The 17,409-nt window shown below is 44.0% G+C and carries 12 protein-coding genes; 7 read left to right on the top strand and 5 right to left on the bottom strand.

Annotation, left to right across the window (positions count from 1 at the left end; genetic code table 11):
- The coding region (locus VNN20_14720; GenBank protein HWP93443.1) for a beta-propeller fold lactonase family protein at nucleotides 1-7,284 on the bottom strand (7,284 nt) is incomplete at its 3' end.
- A gap of 352 nt (nucleotides 7,285-7,636) precedes the next feature.
- Here VNN20_14720 and VNN20_14715 point away from each other — a divergent pair.
- Nucleotides 7,637-7,903 carry a hypothetical protein gene (locus tag VNN20_14715; protein HWP93442.1) on the top strand — a complete coding sequence of 89 codons (267 nt, stop codon included), beginning with the start codon at nucleotides 7,637-7,639 and terminating at the stop codon, nucleotides 7,901-7,903.
- Nucleotides 7,904-7,921: 18 nt separating this feature from the next.
- The gene (locus tag VNN20_14710) at nucleotides 7,922-8,704 is read left to right on the top strand and encodes a phosphatase PAP2 family protein (protein ID HWP93441.1); all 783 of its coding nucleotides are present in this window, start codon (nucleotides 7,922-7,924) and stop codon (nucleotides 8,702-8,704) included.
- Between the two features lie 212 nt (nucleotides 8,705-8,916).
- Here VNN20_14710 and mutM read toward each other — a convergent pair whose 3' ends face one another.
- The 3 genes from mutM to VNN20_14695 form a co-directional block, all read right to left on the bottom strand.
- Nucleotides 8,917-9,702 carry a DNA-formamidopyrimidine glycosylase gene (gene mutM / locus VNN20_14705; protein ID HWP93440.1) on the bottom strand — a complete coding sequence of 262 codons (786 nt, stop codon included), beginning with the start codon at nucleotides 9,700-9,702 and terminating at the stop codon, nucleotides 8,917-8,919.
- 528 nt (nucleotides 9,703-10,230) lie between these two features.
- Nucleotides 10,231-10,863, bottom strand: a complete 633-nt coding sequence (locus VNN20_14700) for an SGNH/GDSL hydrolase family protein (GenBank protein HWP93439.1) — start codon at nucleotides 10,861-10,863, stop codon at nucleotides 10,231-10,233.
- Between the two features lie 17 nt (nucleotides 10,864-10,880).
- Nucleotides 10,881-11,933: a WYL domain-containing transcriptional regulator gene (locus VNN20_14695; GenBank protein HWP93438.1), complete on the bottom strand. Its 1,053-nt coding sequence runs from the start codon at nucleotides 11,931-11,933 to the stop codon at nucleotides 10,881-10,883.
- A gap of 350 nt (nucleotides 11,934-12,283) precedes the next feature.
- Between VNN20_14695 and VNN20_14690 the strand changes: the two genes are divergently transcribed.
- The 4 genes from VNN20_14690 to VNN20_14675 all read left to right on the top strand — a co-directional run bounded on the left by VNN20_14690 (nucleotide 12,284) and on the right by VNN20_14675 (nucleotide 15,306).
- Nucleotides 12,284-12,598, top strand: coding sequence for a hypothetical protein (locus tag VNN20_14690; protein ID HWP93437.1), 315 nt, complete (start codon nucleotides 12,284-12,286; stop codon nucleotides 12,596-12,598).
- A 168-nt stretch (nucleotides 12,599-12,766) separates the two neighbouring features.
- Nucleotides 12,767-13,003: a hypothetical protein gene (locus VNN20_14685; GenBank protein ID HWP93436.1), complete on the top strand. Its 237-nt coding sequence runs from the start codon at nucleotides 12,767-12,769 to the stop codon at nucleotides 13,001-13,003.
- 132 nt (nucleotides 13,004-13,135) lie between these two features.
- Nucleotides 13,136-14,596 carry a DUF2779 domain-containing protein gene (locus VNN20_14680; GenBank protein ID HWP93435.1) on the top strand — a complete coding sequence of 487 codons (1,461 nt, stop codon included), beginning with the start codon at nucleotides 13,136-13,138 and terminating at the stop codon, nucleotides 14,594-14,596.
- 239 nt (nucleotides 14,597-14,835) lie between these two features.
- Complete coding sequence (locus VNN20_14675) at nucleotides 14,836-15,306, top strand: hypothetical protein (GenBank protein ID HWP93434.1); 471 nt, start codon at nucleotides 14,836-14,838, stop codon at nucleotides 15,304-15,306.
- A 106-nt stretch (nucleotides 15,307-15,412) separates the two neighbouring features.
- On the opposite strand, the gene VNN20_14670 is transcribed toward VNN20_14675, so the two are convergent.
- Nucleotides 15,413-16,072, bottom strand: a complete 660-nt coding sequence (locus tag VNN20_14670; protein ID HWP93433.1) for an HAD family phosphatase — start codon at nucleotides 16,070-16,072, stop codon at nucleotides 15,413-15,415.
- A gap of 371 nt (nucleotides 16,073-16,443) precedes the next feature.
- Here VNN20_14670 and VNN20_14665 point away from each other — a divergent pair, with 371 nt between their 5' ends.
- Complete coding sequence (locus VNN20_14665) at nucleotides 16,444-17,373, top strand: GGDEF domain-containing protein (GenBank protein ID HWP93432.1); 930 nt, start codon at nucleotides 16,444-16,446, stop codon at nucleotides 17,371-17,373.
- The last annotated feature ends 36 nt before the right edge of the window (nucleotides 17,374-17,409 follow it).

The following is a 17,409-nucleotide window of genomic DNA, read 5'->3' as shown; positions in this document are numbered from 1 at the left end:
TAAGAATAACCTGAGCGATTCTACATAAGATGTCAGCTTTGAGTATCTAGGAGTTTGCTTCAGGTTTTTACTAAAGGTGTGTTGTTTAATGCTTGTCAAATTATCTGGATTCTCCTTCCAGGATTGTTTAGCCAAATCTTTAGGTCTACTCGTTCTTATTTTTTTGGAACCTGAGTCCGCTAAGACCGCATAATATTCTTCGGATGAAAGATCGTTCCTTAAGCTATTAAGATTTTCACAGTATTTTATTGTCTCACCGTTTATGCAGGTATCACTGTTTTTACCGCCGTTTAACGTGTCTGTACCCAGCCCGCCGTCTAGATAATCGCTGCCACCTTCTCCTCTCAGGGTGTCGCCTCCGCCACCGCCGTAAAGCTTGTCATTACCTGCGCCCCCATAGAGCTTATCCCTCCCGGCACCTCCATCAATACAGTCTGCTCCACCATAGCCTCTGATGGTATCATTGCCCCTGAAGCCGCAAATTATGTCGGCGTTAGGGGTTCCTTCCAGGATGTCGTTTCCGTCGGTTCCTCGAATGGCACCGGAATTATTGCAGTCACAATTACTAGAGGTTAATAAATTAAAGGTTGCGGTGCAAGCCTTATCTGAACTCATCATGACCAAGCCGTCCGAGCAGTCTGGGTCCCCGCTCCAGCCGGCGAATGAGGAGCCCGACCCAGGTGTCGCAGTCAGAGTTATTTCTGTATTCTCGTCGTATTTCTCGCTGCAATCACTACCGCAGTTGATCCCGGCAGGACTGCTGGTTATGGTTCCAGCTCCTGTCCCTGATTTGCTAGCTGTAAGAGTGTACCGCTTTGGTGTGCTATTCTGGTAGTTTGATATCACAATCTCCCGAGGGGTATCACCGACGTTGATGGTATCAACCAGGCTTTTGGTCGGAACATCTGCAACAACTACGATATTGTCTAGGTCATTAACCAGATAGATTCTATCTCCGTCCGGACTAACCGATATGTCTGAAGATGCTGAATCTGTGTTAATGGCATCTATCAGGTTATTTGTTGATGTGTCTAAGACCGATATTACATCGTCACTGATATGAGCTACATAAAGTTGAGTTCCTTCGGGGTTAACTGCTAAACTCCAGGGCCCTCTCCCGACGCTTATTGTCTCGATAACCGAATTTGTGAACGTGTCTATAATGGACACACTGTTGCCACCCTGAAGTCTTGGGTCATTCCAAGAGTTGGCTACGTAAACATAGTTGCCATCCAGACTAATCGCTATGGCTTTGGGCAGAATTCCCACAAAAATATTGTTGATAACAGTGTTTGTCGAAGCATCAATTACCGATACACTGCCGTCAACATAGTTTGTTACATAAGCGCGATTTCCGTCGGGGCTAATCGCTACCTCCATAGGAGTATTGCCCACGGTTATCGTATTTACTACCGTATTGCTAGCCGCATCGATCACTGATATGCTGTTGTCAAACTCATTCACTACATAAACCAGGGATCCATCGGGACTGAAAGCTAAGTGCCTGGGACCAGCACCTACGTTGACCGTACCTACCACACTGTTTGTACTTGTATCAACCACCGATACGCTATTGCTGTCTTGGTTAACAACGTAGATAAACGCATCATCGGGGCTAATTGCTATGCCTATCGGTGAATCTCCAACTGCTATTGTCTCAACCACAACATTCGAGGAGATATCTATAACCGATATGCTGTTATCCCATTGGTTCGTTACGTAGGCCAGGTGTGCGGATGGTAAACCAAATCTGGCCGTGCAGTTTTTTGAATAATCGATAGTTACTATGCCGTCATTACAGTCTTCGTCGTCACCGGTCCATCCGGCAAATACGAAACCGGTGTCCGGAACCGCCGTAAGAGTTACCTGTGTGTTAGGTGGATAATTCTCTGAACAGTCATTTCCGCAATCTATACCCGCGGGACTACTTGTCACTGTTCCCGAGCCCACTCCGTTCTTATTTATGGTTAGAGTAAATAAATCCGGTTCAAAGGTCGCTATGCAATTCTTATTCGTATTAAGTGTTACCTGATCACTACAACCTTGATCACCAGTCCACTCCACAAATCTCGACCCTGGGTCGGGTATTACCATCAAAGATACAACCGTGTTTATAGCGTAGTTCTCCGTGCAATCACTGCCACAGTCTATTCCGGAAGGACTGCTAGTTACCTTCCCGGTTCCAGTGCCTGATTTGCTTATGGCGAGGGTGAATTGCTCTGATGATTGAGTAAATATAGCGGTGCAAGATTTACTAGAATCCATGCCAACTATGCCATCGGAGCAATCGGAGTCACCACTCCATCCCTCAAAAATTGAGCCGGAATCGGGGATCGCTTTAAGAGTTACATTAGAGTTAACCGTATAATCCTCAGTGCAATCAGACCCGCAATTTATTCCACCGGGATTGCTGGTTATCGTACCTGATCCCGTTCCTGACTTATTGATAGTTAAAGGGAATTTTTGCGAGGAAGTGGTGAAAGTCGCCCTGCATTTCTTATCAGCATCCATCGTGACTATACCGTCGGAGCAATCCGGGTCTTCACTCCATCCCGAAAAGACCGATCCCGCATTGGGAACCGGAGTCAGGGTTACCTGAGTATTTGGTTGATAATACTTGGAGCAATTTGGGAATGTAGTGCAGGTGTTAGCTTGTGGATTTCTTGTTACTGTCCCTCCTCCGGTTATAAATACATCTAGCTTAAAGGGTGTAAAGATGGCGACACAGGTCTTATCTCCATCCATGGTAACTTTGCCATCCAGACAGTCGGGATCACCATCCCAGCCTAGAAAGGTCGAGTTGTAGTCAACCTCCGGGTCCGTGCAAAATTGGCCGGGGCCTGGCGGGCATTCCGATAATGTAAAAATTTGAAACTCTACCTGGGTATTAATTCCGTAGGTTTCCCCACAATCGTTGCCAAACTGAAAGGAATCAAGATCACCCAAACCTCTACAATCAATTCTTACATCGGGTGCGCGAGGATTCCCGGATAATCCTTTTACTTTTCCGAAGCCCTTTATACTGATTGAAAGGTCAAACTGTTGTGCGGATTGGATAAAGGTAGCAGTACATGTTTTACTCACATCCATAGTAACTATTCCGTCCGAGCAGTCTTCATCTCCACTCCATCCTTCAAAAATTGACCCTTCATTTGGAATCGCTGTTAGTGTAACTAAAGTATTTGTATCAAATGTATGGTTACAATCACTACCGCAGTTTATGCCGCTAGGGGAGCTGGTAACTGTTCCAAAGCCGTTGCCTTGTTTGTTTATGATTAATGTATTCCCGGGGATTAAGTCGAATGTGGCTGTACAATTTAGGTTACTCACCACATTTGCACCTTCGGTTGGGGATGTTGGGCAACCGGGCGTTCCACTCCAACCGCTAAATCTGGAACCGGGATCCGGGATGATTTCGAAAAAGACAACTGCGCCTTCATCATAAACTTCGGTGCAATCATCTCCGCAGTCTATTTTGGGTGGATCCTCGAAGGCACTCTTTATCCTTCCGCTGCCTGTTCCATTTTTTTGTATGGTGAGGGTAAATTGCCGTCCTTGAGAAAGATTAAAGGTAGCAATGCAGTTTTTACTCGAATCCATAATTACAGAACCATCCGAGCAGTCGGGGTCTCCACCCCAGCCTATAAAAGTTGAACCAAAATCAGCAATTGCGGTCAGGGCTACTTGTGTGTTCTCATCATACTCTTCTCCACAATCACTTCCACACTCTATTCCCGGTGGAGAGCTGGTTACTGTTCCCGCCCCCTGACCTGATTTGCTCACGGTGAGTGTATGTTTTGTGGCCGATTCGGTATTAAATGTCGCTATACAGTGTTTGTCGGCATCGAGTTTGACCACACCGTCTGAACAATCAGCGTCTCCGCCCCACCCAATGAAATTGGAATCTGATTCGGGTACTGCGGTCAGAGTCACTTCTGTGCTAACGTCGTAAGCCTCTACGCAGTCTTCTCCGCATTCTATCCCTTGAGGGCTGCTGGTTACGGTACCGGAACCGGTTCCATTTTTAGTGACCGTCAGCGTATGCTGGTTGGCCTTCAATGCAAAGCTAGCAATACATGTTTTGACCCCATCCATAATTACGATTCCGTCAGAACAATCTGGGTCTCCGCTCCAACCTGCAAAATTTGAATTATCATCTGGGGCCGCAGTTAAAGTGACCTCTATGTTTTCTGCCGGGTAGACCTGGGTACAATCTTGTCCGCAATCAATTCCTAGTGGATTACTGGTTACGGTTCCACTGCCTAGACCGTCTTTCAACACGGTTAGAAAAGGAAACGTACGAGAAATTTTTATCGTTTTTAAACGGTGGCGGTTATCGTAGGTAAAATCGGATGTTACCCCTATGGCGTTGATATGATAAGCGGGCGCTCCCGATGGATGATAAATGGTATTGCCGATGAATAAAATGTTAGATTGGTCGTATATGTCCAATAATCTATTACCAGCGTCATAGAAGTAGTTGACTATCTCTCCCGATGGATAAACCGCTTGAACAAGGTTGTTTCTCTCGTCATATACGAAATCGACGCTGTAACTTATGTTATCTAATAAGGTGTCTTGCCGTATCAATCTATTTGATTGGTCGTATAGGTAGGAGTAAGAATAGCTTCCAGAGCCACTCTCCATCAGGGTCCTGTTGTTTGCATGGTCATATTCATAGACAACGTCATCCTCTGGAGAGGGATGATTGATAAGAGTTAACCGGTCAAGCTGGTCATAAAGGTAAGTTATGGTCTTACCGTCGGCGCCAGTTTTAGATATAACGTTTCCTATTTCGTCATAGGAATAAGTAGTTGTTCCACTCTCCGGATGTGTTTCTGAAGCCAGGAAGCCTTTGGAATTATAGTTGAAGACCCGGTCTCCCCCTGCTGGGGAATCTACACGAATGATATTTCCGAGGAGATCGTATTCATAGGATGTTGTATTGTTCTGAGCGTCTTTTACGCTATAGAGCCTTTTATCCTCAGGGTCGCCGAAAGACTTGAAACTGTATGTAGTGGCGATGCCTTTTTCATTGTTGATTGTTACGGTATTACCGGAATATGAATAGGTTACTGAAGTATTATCGGGATGGGAGATTCGCGTCACTCTTCCCAGTGCATCGTAAGTAAAGCTATTTCCGGTGTTTGGGGTTGAGTTGTCAAAGGCATAAGGTAACGATTCATAAATCTTACGCCCGCATTGATCATACTTCTTCTCGGTCAAGACGCCTATATTGGATGTAGTGCCAATCGGCCTGCCCAAGCCGTCGAAATTATATCTAACTTCGGAGATACCCTTCTTGACAATATAGCTCCGGCCGTCTGTATTATCGTAGGTTATAACGGTTTTTACTTCACCGCTCGGCGGAGGGGTTACTGCTATTAATCTATTTATCCCGTCATAGCTAAAGGAGGTTTCATAGCCTCTTCCATTGGTTAAACTGGCAATGGTTCCTTCCCAATTTATTGTCTTAACCTCGGAGTAGACCGGATTTGAGGCCGAGGAGCTTGATGAGCCATATCTGATGCGCCCTGCTATTCCGTAGTTATACTGGTCAAAGTGGGTATAGAAACCTCTAGCGTTCTTCTTCCATTCTAGATTTCCGTCGGGATGATAGGAAAACTCCGTAAGTACGCCGTATCTATCTTCTGAAAGCAGGTTTCCTTTGCTGTCGTAGGAGTTACTGATTGTTTTAGTCTCGGAGTCGTTTGTTAAGATGATGGACCTGGGCTTGCCCACTATGTAGTTCCCATCATCGAGGTTTTCATAGTGTGATATCTCAGTTGTTCTTATCAGCTCTCCTGATTCTTCGATTCTGGTTGGCGCACCATAAAATGTATCGTATGTAAAGTTGGTGGAGTAGCTGCTACCGTCTCTATTTATGTTTTTTGAGTTTAAGAGCGGTATGAACGACCCCGGGGTCCCGGAGACCGGGTCGTACGAATCGTCTGAAATCTGTCGAGGAGTCCAGGTATATATCTCATTTTGTATTGAATTATTTTCTGCATCTTTTATCTCTTTTTCCCGGAGAAGCCCGACTGCCCAGCCGTCCAGATATGAGCCTTCACGAAGTCCGTAAAACTTATACACCGTTTTATTTTCACACGAATCGCTAACAGTAGTGCTATCCTGGTTGCTCGAAGGATCATAGGAATAAGTCCATGTTCCTGGGATTATACCGGGACCGGAGGCGTTTCGGGACTTTATTGCCCTGAATTTAAAGGGTTTGTTGGGATCGTAGATTGAGGCTAAATCTAAGGTATCGTACTGGTATTCCACAACACCACCGGAAGGATAAGTAACTGATATTAGTTCACCATCGGGGTGTGTACCATCTCCATCATAGAAATATTTCCAGCCAGGACCCTCGGGGGGTTTGACCTCTTTTAAAAAATATATGGGAGACCCACCCTGATTACCGATGAAATAGGAATAGATGTAGTTCTTGCCGTTGACATCGATCATGCTGACAGCATTACCTCTACATGCATTGTTGACCGTATCGAAGCTTATGATTCTACCGACACTGTCGGTTATCCTTTTGATGTGAGGGGTCTTTGATCTCGGGTCGCTGTTTGGACATTCTCCCAGATTCCCGGTTTCCGGGTCTGACCCATCCATATTGCAACAATCATAATATTCAATCCTTATCTCGTTTCCGTTTGTATCTTTTATCGAGGTTGCGTAATATTGGTGTACGGAAATAAGGTCGGTGACATATTGCCCGAAGGTATAAACCGTACCGTCTGTCAATGTCATGGTGAATTCCTTCTTTGCTTCATCATAATTAACCTTCCAAAAATCTTCCGTTATAAAGTTGCTATTTATATGCGAATTGATATTTGAATGGTTATTGTTGTATAAATTGTGGAAGGAGCCATCGGGCATTTCCAGGTAAAGCAGAGGTCCGTTTACCGAAAAAGGTTCGTGTACAATCCTGCCGAAATGAAAGGTCCAGCCGATTCCCATTGATCCATTCCTTATGCCCGAAATCTCGCTGGTATCGGGATCAAGGAATATCTTGCTGTTATATGTTCTTTGTATCTTTAAATCCAAACCTCCGTTTCCTGGTAGGAAGACATCTGTATGTGAGAGTATTAGATTCCCGGAAAAGGGGTTCACATATTCTTGGGTCGAATACTCGATGTATGTTCTATTGGACCTGAATCCCGTTTCATCGTAATTATCGCCTATAGCAAACGTGTTAATTACCGGTATTGAAATTGTTAGCAGGCATGTCAAAACAGTGGTTTTTATGATAGTGAGAAATTTTCCATCCATTAAACAAACTCCTCTTATATACCTGATGGACTCTTTTACAGCATAGGCTAGGTATATTTGAGTAAGACTTAACTCCGTTTACTTTGAGACTAGGTCAAAGCTGGAGGGAATCATCTTGTCTTGAATATTTCTTAGCAAGGCTCCATTCAGTAACTTTCATAGCCTAATTTTTCTGTCTTCTTAAAAAGAGAATCAATCGTGCCCCACTACTATTTTGGGCTTAGAAATCCTCTGCTACCCTGAAATAACAAAAAGGCTCGATACAAAGAGCTACGGGCGAGTCTATTGGTTTCTAGCTATTTGGTAAGTCGGTATAATAGAAAATATGAACAGGGTAGAGGCAATTCGAAAAATGATTGAATTGGGAGGGTGGAAAATAGAAGATCTGGGCGGCGAGGTTAATAGTAAGGGTATCTTCGAGATTAAACACGGGGGCTGTGTAATCGGATGGATGACCGAGGGGGAGGGCCGGGGGCTCATTATATGCAAACCATTTTCCGGGATGTATGTAGAGGTCTCTTATGAGACTGACAATTATAAACCGGCAAGCCCTTCCTTCGATGAGTTAAGAAGGTACGTGGCAGAAGAGAGCATTAGAATTTGGGATGGGATTAGGTAATAAGACTCGTAAAGAATCTTGAAAGTAATTAGAAAGTTTTGGATAGTCTTTATAGTTATTTTTTGTATATCTCCTACCCATGCCGGAGAGATCGATGCCGAAAAAACCGTTGATGAGAGTTTGCCCAAGTATATCTTTAAGACTCTTCCTAAGAACCTACTGCTTGGAACCGGGAAGAGCCTCTGGGGATATAATCTCGCCGCCCTAGGTATAGGAGCCGGAGCGGCAATAACCCTTTCCCAAAGTGATGCGGACATGGAGATACAGGAAGATGCCGCCGATTCGTTAGGAGATTTTGGAAAAATAGGAGACATCGGAGGGAATGGACTCACTCTGGCTGGGATAGCATTCTCGACTTATATATTGGGTAGATTGGCAAAGGACGAAAAAGCTATCGAAACGGGCAAGGCCCTGATCGAAGCAGAGATTATAGCAGCGGTGATGACGAAGATAATAAAAGTCTCTACCGGTAGAGAGAGACCGAACGGAGTTGATGACCGCTTTTCCTCCTCCTTCCCCTCCGGTCATGCGTCGGGCAGTTTCGCCCTAGCTTCGGTATTCGATGTTATGTATGGCCATAAGATAGGAATTCCGCTATATATGTTCGCCGGGTTTGTGGGATATTCTCGCCTCTCGGATAACAAGCATTTTTTATCGGATGTTTTATTTGGGGCAGTTCTAGGGACAGTGATTGGAAGAACAGTAGCAAAAATGCATAAAAAGGAGGAGTATAAGAAGTTATCTATACTTCCTTATTCTGACGGAAGTAGTGCGGGGCTGATGCTTAGTCTATCGTGGTAGAAAAGTGGATTCGGGGTCAGGATTTAACCGTATAAATCTAAAGTCCTGGGCCAGGTCTTGGAGGTTGTGGATCCAGGAACAAAAGAAGAGAAAGGACGCAACTTGTTTTTCGTCGAAGAACGCTTTCCACGGTACACCTCGCTGGTGGGAGGCTAAGAGTTTCTTTCTGAGAGTATCACTAAATAGCAAGTTCGGGGCAAAGCCTATAGTTATCAATCTTTCCTCTGGCACTTAGGACAATAATAAGTCGTGCGCCCGGTTACCTTTATCTGTTCGAGCGAACTACCGCATCGGGGGCACAGACCCTTCTTACTCCGCCCTTTAATCAGGTAGGACTCCGGAAATTGTTCATAGTCCGCCCAGTGTTTTATGGCCGTGTGAAGCACCTTTTTCGTTTTCTGGTAGAGGATTTTCATATCTTCCCGGTCGAGTTGCCCTGCCTTTTTCAAGGGGTGTATGCCCGACTGGAACAGTATCTCGTCGGCATAAATATTGCCTACTCCGGCAATGAGCTTTTGGTTCATGAAGGCGGATTTGAGAGAGCCTTTGGCTTTCATCAGGATATTTTTAAAAGTGGGCATGTCCAGTTCGAGCGCATCCGGTCCCAGCTTTTTACTCTTGATGTATTTCTCTACGTCCTTTACCAGACCGACCTGCCCGAATTGCCTCTGGTCTATGTAAATCAGCTTTGACCCGTTTGTAAACCTGATTATGACCCGGCTATAGGGCAGGTTGTTTTCATTACGGGAATACTTGAGATACCCGGTCATGCCGAAATGGAACATGAGCCATTGACCGCCCTTCAGGTTCACAAAGAGATATTTCCCGTGGCGTTTAGTCGATCTTAGAGAACGTCCCTCCAGACCCCTCTTCAATTTCTCTATTGATATGTTTCTCAGGATTTTCCCGCTTTGCACCTCTACTTTACTGATCCTCTGGTTTAGCGAGGTTGCATCGAGGTATTTTTTGAAAACTTCGACTTCCGGCAGTTCTGGCATGGAGAAAGGCCTTTATTGAGATATAATCGGCAATATATCTTAGCTTATCTTTGTCCGTTAGTATAGAAAATCGGTTCATACTTTGTCGTTGAGAGAATTCTGAGAGCATATGTTTACACTGAAAAGGGCGAAACATCTTGGCGATGTCAACTTCTTACAATGCGCTTTTAATGGATGAATATTGATCTCGTGTGCAAATTGACAGTGCAGTAATATAGATTTGTTTGGTACATAACTCTGGCGAAAGAGACAGTAGAAGTCGCCGATAAGGGTGTTTATCCGTGTTTTTCTAGTTCCTTCTGCTTGAGATGGAGTAGGACTTTTATAGTCTGTAATATCCTAGCACATTTCATAAAAGTAACACACCCCGTTCCTTCGGGACACCCCTCTGAAGAGGGGACAAATCCCTAATCTTTTTCTTCTCCCATTTGTAAAGGAAACCGGGCAGGATGGGAGACTGTATAAGTGAGCAAAATGGTGAAGGTTTATATATCTGTAGGGAACGCAGGTCTGCGTTCCTTCCTTTTTTCAAATGAAAACCTGCGTCCTAGGCTCTTTGAAATCATGCTCTGTTACTAGCTTTGCTATCGCCCTCGCAATTTTCTCCCCGCCCTTAACTGAGGGCTCAATGGGATTCGCATAATCAGCATTTTCGTTGCAGACAAGACGCAGGTCAATCAATGGAATTCCCGCGGCGAACGCCTCACCTATTATGCAGTCGTTGAACACGGTCAATGCGGTAACCGCAAGCCTTTGCAGCACTGCGTCTGGGAAATTGGGATAATAAATGGTACACACAGCCGTCGGGATCCCGTGAGAAAGAACCTCGGTCAGCATACGGTTATATTTTATTTCAAAATCCTTGCCAAGCTGTGACAGCCTGTTTAACACATCGGCCACAGAAGATGCACTCTCATATAAAAACCCGGCGTAACCCAAAGCATCATTCCCTCCGATGCTGATAATTAAATGGCTGGCATCATTTGGAACATATTTTAGCTGAGCGTGGATATCTTGAATCGTGCTTCCATCAACCGCAAGCAAGGTTACTTTCCAATCATTTGGCAGCAGGCTCTCCAATTGACTGCGAACATCCGGTCCGCCTTCTACATAAGCGGCGTTATCGAAAATTGAATCACCAAGTAAGACAATATGGTTCACTTGTATTAATCCACTCCTTAAGAAGTTTTTCGGTCTTTTGCTTTATAATGCTTTAGGTTCTCTTTTAAATCTCCAATTATCATCTCCCTCAACTCAGCCGGCCCCAACACCTCTACATCCGGTCCGAATCCCCTTATCCATCCTAGTAGTATCATATTCAAGTCACTTTCAAAGATGAGAGTTACACTTCCGTCCTTGTGCTTCTGAATCTTTTGATTCGGAAACCATTCTCTTTCAAGGATATAGTCTCTCATGTGAAGGGCAAATTTCAGCTTAATAAGTTCTTTGTCTTCGTTAAAGCAGAATATATCGGACTCAAAGAAATTCCCCGCATCGAAATCGGAGGGGTATTCGAAGTACTCATTTTCTAATACCTTGACATCTTTAACCCTGTGCAGAGCAAGGTTGATAAAGATATCTTCATCATTTTGAGAGGAAGCTTCCATGTTTCTTCCCAGTATATACATTGCATCCCGATAGTTGAAGAAATGAAGAGGTCCTATCCTAAACTTCTTTTCCTTCTTGCCGATCCCGTGGGTCACTTCACAAACCTTGTAATCAAGAGCCGCATCAATTAACCTCTCCAGAAATTCCATTTTGCTTCTCTGGTTGTATATCCTGCCGCCCAGTTCCCTGGGTAAGATAAAAAGGTTTGAGACCCTTTCTAAGAAATCATTTTTGGTTTTTGCCCGTGACTCCGTTGCAGAAAGACTTATCTTATTGAAAACCTCTGCCAGGTTCTTCTGGACAAAGGGTATATCCTTGAAGTGAGCAAATCCCCTCACAAAATAAAGGGCAAGTATCTCATACGTGCTGAGCATTAGGGGCCTGAACTTGGTTGCCTGCTTTTCCATTCTGTACCGGTATTTTCTATCATCGCCCATCTCCTTTACAAGTTTAATTCTCAGCGTTTTCTCGATAGCTTCGAGGTCTCTCCTGACCGTTTTCTCGCTTTTTCTCGTTCCTTTGGCTATTTCTTCGATAGTTACACCGTATCTGAGATTGGATAGCCACTCCATCATCGTAAAAAGGCGGTCGTATCTCTTTGCCGCTTCCTGGATATAAACCAATTTTAATCACCCCCGATTTTAGATTAATGAACCACTCTGCAGCAAGCCGCGGGTATAAATACATACGCAAGCACTCTGACATGTCATTGCGAACACTTCGGCTACGCTCAGTGTAAACTCCATGAAGCAATCTGACACAAGTTGTCATTCTGAGCGGAGCGAAGAATCTAATAGATTGCTTCGTCATTTCATTCCTCACAATAACAGGCCGGGGGAATTGCGACTCTCCTCTCCGATTCCCTTGCAATAACAGCGGAAACCCCTGTGGCAAGCCACAGCAAATTCTCAGGTTAGACATTATACCATTCAATGGTCACTTTTTGTCCATCGAGGGTTTTATATTAATTGATATGAGCAAAGGAAGAAGGGAATTAAAAATCGGACACCAGAAAAGAGAGATGCTGAGTATTCGTATGAATGAGTACGTAAAAAGCAGCAGAAAGGACATATCGAATAAATTTAATTACTCACCGGATTGGTTAAGGGCTGAGGGATGGGCGGTAGATAAAGACGGGATACGACACAGGATTGGCTTCGTTTACGGCTATTGGTGGTACGAGAGACTGGGCTTTGCCGGCTATAGGGTTTATTGTAGTAGGGAGTTTATAGAGAGGAGCTTCACCCCAATAACTTTTCTTCAGGAGGTTAAACATGTGGGTTATTAAGATAGAAAAGGATTAAACTGAAAGTATCTGAAAGTTTCCCCTCCCTTGATGGGAGGGGATGAAGGGGAGGGTGAGAATAACACCTTATCACCATCCTGACTCCTTCGGCGTGGCTCAGGAGACAATCCTGCAACGAGGAATTATCCAGCTAAAATAAGGAGGTAATCGATGAAAATAGACCTTTACACAAAAATGCTTTTGACCGTTATAGCGATAGCCCTTTGGGGAATATTGCTAAAGCCGATATTTATGTCGGACAGGGTAAGTGCTTCAACTGCGGTCGTGGACGTGAACATAAAAGAGGTGGGTGGAAAAAGGGTAGACCGGATAATAGATGTGAATTTGGAGAGGATAAATAACCGGACCTTCAGCGGCAACCTTCTTCCAGTGGAGATAAAGAAGTGATGGATCTGGGTTCTATAAATGTCGGGTCTAACTTATCTTACAATTTTCCGGAAGTCTCAGGTAAATACCGGCGGTAAAAGCAGGAGAATGGTCAGTTTTTTAACTATTGATAAATTAGGATAGAGTAAAAACATGTCAAAAAATCTCTCAAAATCTAAATATCTCTCCGGTCTTCAGTGTGAAAAGCGTCTCTGGCTTGAGGTAAACGACCCGGATAAAGCTCCGGAGATAACGGAATCACAGCAGAGGCTTTTTGACCAGGGTATAGAAGTGGGAATCCATGCTCAGAGATATTTCGGGGAAGGTTATTTAATTGATAAAGACCGTTTGAGGATTTATGAATGCATTGAGGAAACACGGAAGGCTATCACCAGAGGTGAGTCGATAATCTTTGAGGCTACTTTTGTTCATGACAATACCGTCGTGATGGCTGACATAATAAAGAAGAATGAAGACGATTCCTGGGATATTATCGAGGTTAAGTCGGCAACGCGGATCAAAGACGAGTATATCCCGGACCTGGCAGTGCAAAGATATGTTTTGGAGGGATCTGGATTAAGGATAAATAAAACCTACATAATGTACATAAACAAAGAATGCGTCTATCCTGACCTTTCCAATCTATTCGTGATCGAGGATGTAAGCGATAGGGTAGAAAACATAATCCATGAGGTATCGGGGAACATAAAGGCCTTTAATAATGTGATTCTTCTTGAGAATGAGCCAGCGGTAGTAATCGGCCCGCATTGCGATAGCCCATACACCTGCCCTTTTAAGGAATACTGCTGGCAGGGTATTGGCAACAAATCTGTCTTTGGAATACCCAAGCTTCAACACGAAAGAAAATTAGAATTGAGAGAAAGGGGAATACTCCTCCTTGAGCAATTACCTCAAGATTATCCTTTGACGCCGAATCAACAGAAATACATAGACTGGATGTTAAACGGACAGATAGAGATTGACCATAAAGGCATCAAAAAGAGGCTATCAGGGCTGGAGTACCCAATACACTTCCTCGACTTTGAGACGGATAGTTCTCCCATTCCCAGGTTAAATGGTACGAGGCCTTTTGAGCAAATACCTTTTCAATTCAGTTGCCATATTCTACATGAGGATGGAGATGTAGAGCATGTGGAATACCTGCATTCAGACCTTAGCGATCCGAGGATTCCGCTCGTCGAATCGCTAGCAAACTCGATCAAAGAGAGAGGTTCGGTAGTAGTTTACTATGCGCCGTTTGAGAGGGGAGTGCTTACCGGTTTAGCTACGGCATTCCCTCAGTATGCAGATTATTTGAACTCCGTAATTGAAAGATTGTATGACCAGCTTGAGATAATTAAGCGTCATTACAGGCATCCCGACTTCGGCAACTCGAATTCCCTTAAAAGCGTCCTCCCGGCGCTAATACCGGGGTTGAGTTACGAAGAACTGGATGTGAGGGAAGGAAATCAAGCCCAAGCGGTATGGAACATCATGATTAGGACTGAGGATAGAAGAGAAAAAGAACGGATGATCAAAGCCCTCAGAGCATATTGCCAGACTGACACTTTGGCTATGGTCGAGATTCATAAGTTGTTAGTGAGCATTGTTTGAATCGAAAGAGAATGAGTAACCTCTCAGCAAGTTGCGGTTATGTGTACATAAACAGGCAATCCTGCGTGAAATGTTCCTTCCCCCCAATGCGGGGGAAGGCTAGGATGGGAACGAAGAAATAATCCCCCCACCTTAATCCTCCCCCGCAAGGGGGGAAGTTTAGGGGGTTAAGTATGGCATTCAGAGCCATCGAGAGAACCCTGTAGCAAAGTAGATTGATTTGATAGGTTGGTAAAAACATGAGAAAAGACAACTTTTCAATTTCTGAAAAGAAAAAAATAGCTCTAAAGCTAAAGTCAGAACTAGAAAGGGAAGGCTTTAAAACAATGCTGACACGCGAGGGGACAGAGGTTCGAGTCGAAGATTTGCCGATTCCGAGGATCGTGCCGTTTGATATAGTAAAGCTAATCACAAGGGTCGACGAACACCATATCTATTTTGCCATTGTCTTTAACTTTATAAAAGTTTTGGAGAATCTGATTGATGCAGATGAAATTAACCACGTTTACGGCGACCTGCACAATGAATGGTTTGATAAACTGGTGCTTTATATGAGCCCTATAAACCCTGACGAAAAGCTCAAATGGGATATAGAGTACGATATTGACATCGAGGATACCTTTTATGGAAATTTCGATACCCTTGAGGAAGTTATTCCGTTTATTCATAATTTGGGAAAGTTTATACATAGCAAAGACAAAGAGGTATAAGCCTCATGCAAGAAGAGCAAATAAAGGAATTTTTTGAGAGAGCAAAGAAGTTATTAAAACAGAGCGAGTTGGGTAAAAAAGACTTGGACAACTTTAGAGAGTTAAATCAACCTTTACCCGATAGATTCCTAATCAAGTGAATATTAATCTCATCCAACCTATCCACCACTAGATCGGCAATGCGAAATTCTTCTTGCTTTAGTCTTTTATCCGGCACGGCGATGCAGAGCATACCGGCGGCCTTGGCCGACTTCAGACCGTTTATGGAGTCTTCGATTACGACGCATTCAGCGGTATCGATTCCCAATTCCTTGGCGGTATGCAGGTAGATATCCGGGTTTGGTTTTCCAAGCTGGACGAAGTCCCCGGATATTACTACTCGAAAAAACTGGTTTAGAGAAAATTTATTCAAGACAAATTTTATAATCCTATACGGGGAGCTGGAGGCCAAGGCTAAGAGAAACTCGTTTTCGCCGAGTTCTTTTAGTAGAGGTAAGAGTCCTGGAGCTAGTTCTAGCTCGTTTTCGTAAAGGCTGAGTAATATCTCACTTCTCTCTTCGAGAAGCTCCTCGACGGTTTCGGGAAGGCTGAAGGTTTCTTTCAACAGCATTCCCGAGTCCCTTTGGTTTAAGCCGACTATTTTGTCACGGTAGTCGGGGTTATAATCTATTCCTCTTCGTCCAAGTAATATCCTCTCGGTCTTCTCCCAGAGCGGTTCGCTGTCTATCATGACGCCGTCCATATCGAATATGACTGCTCTAATCATTGGCTTCGCTCCCTTATGCATTTTTCGCTTTATCTCTTTGTCAATATCTGAACAAGTTCCATTACCGCTATTGCCAACCTGTTTATATTAACGTTTTAGAATAATGAGGTTGACAATGTTTGTTTGATATCAGTTCCTAGCGTTATATTGCGCCGTTTTTTGTCAACACGGTTGACGTTTTGCAAACTAGGTAGGCATTTTTTTTGCATTGATTTTAGAAAAAGTATAAAAAATGTTAGAAAAAACCTAAGCTTATCAGCCTATTGGGATTATACCATTAAACTAGCCAATACACACATCCTGGTATGCATTTTGCATTTGCTAATAATTCCGTTGTTAGAAGATTAGGAGTATCAAAGTCGAAGGATTAGATGAAAGACGAGAATATAAAGCTTTACTCTATGCTTTCCAGGCTCCCATTTCCCAGGAGCTATGTAGGCAAGATAATGCTTGTAGCATTCCTGGGTATACATCTTCCTTTACTCTCGCTGATATTTTATTTTGTGATATCTTCATACGTCAACTTGATGTTCACGTTCTATACTTTATCTGTTGCTGTACTGGCGACCTTATTGGGTACTGCTGTTACCCTTTATCTCCTTTATCACATCCTTGCTCCGGTAAATCTGACCTCGACTATGCTGCGGCAATACGTTTCGGAAAAGAAAAAACCGGACCTCCCAACTAGTTTCACCGACGAAGCCGGAAAGCTGATGGCCGACGTGCAATATACGGTTAATCATCTGGATGAGGTCATCAGTTCACTGGAGAGAACTACTATGACCGATTATTTGACCGGGGTTTATAACCGATATGCCTGTGAGATGCGACTAGGCGAGGACATAGCCAGGGTAAGCAGGGCGGGGGAGACTGCATCCCTGGTCATGCTGGACATAGACGACTTCAAAGCCATCAACGATAAATATGGCCATGACCGGGGCGATGTTTGCCTCAAAAAGATAGTGGAGATGATCAAGAATAATATTCGTCAGGGCGACTGGATTGCCCGGTGGGGCGGGGACGAATTTATGATAATGTTGTTTAATTCCGACGAGGCGTCGACGGTTAAAATTATTGAGCGCGTTGAGTCAGCACTGAAAGAGGCCCCAAACTCTTTATTATTGAACGGAATAAAACTGACTTTAAGTGCGGGGATATGTCAGTATAACGGCCAGGATGATGCCGAAGTTTTCTTCCGAAAGGTTGACAGTGCTCTTCTATTGGCAAAGAAGAGAGGTAAGGGCCAGGTCGTTTGCTATTCGGATATTTCTAAGTCCAACCTGCAGACCGGAAGCACGTAATTTCATTTCACCCTTAGCAACACAATTTTACTAATT

This window comes from Thermodesulfobacteriota bacterium, assembly GCA_035559815.1.
Taxonomy (GTDB): Bacteria; Desulfobacterota_D; UBA1144; order Nemesobacterales; family CSP1-2; genus DATMAT01.
Note: the sequence above shows the minus strand (reverse complement) of the source record. Positions and strands in the feature narration are given on the sequence as shown.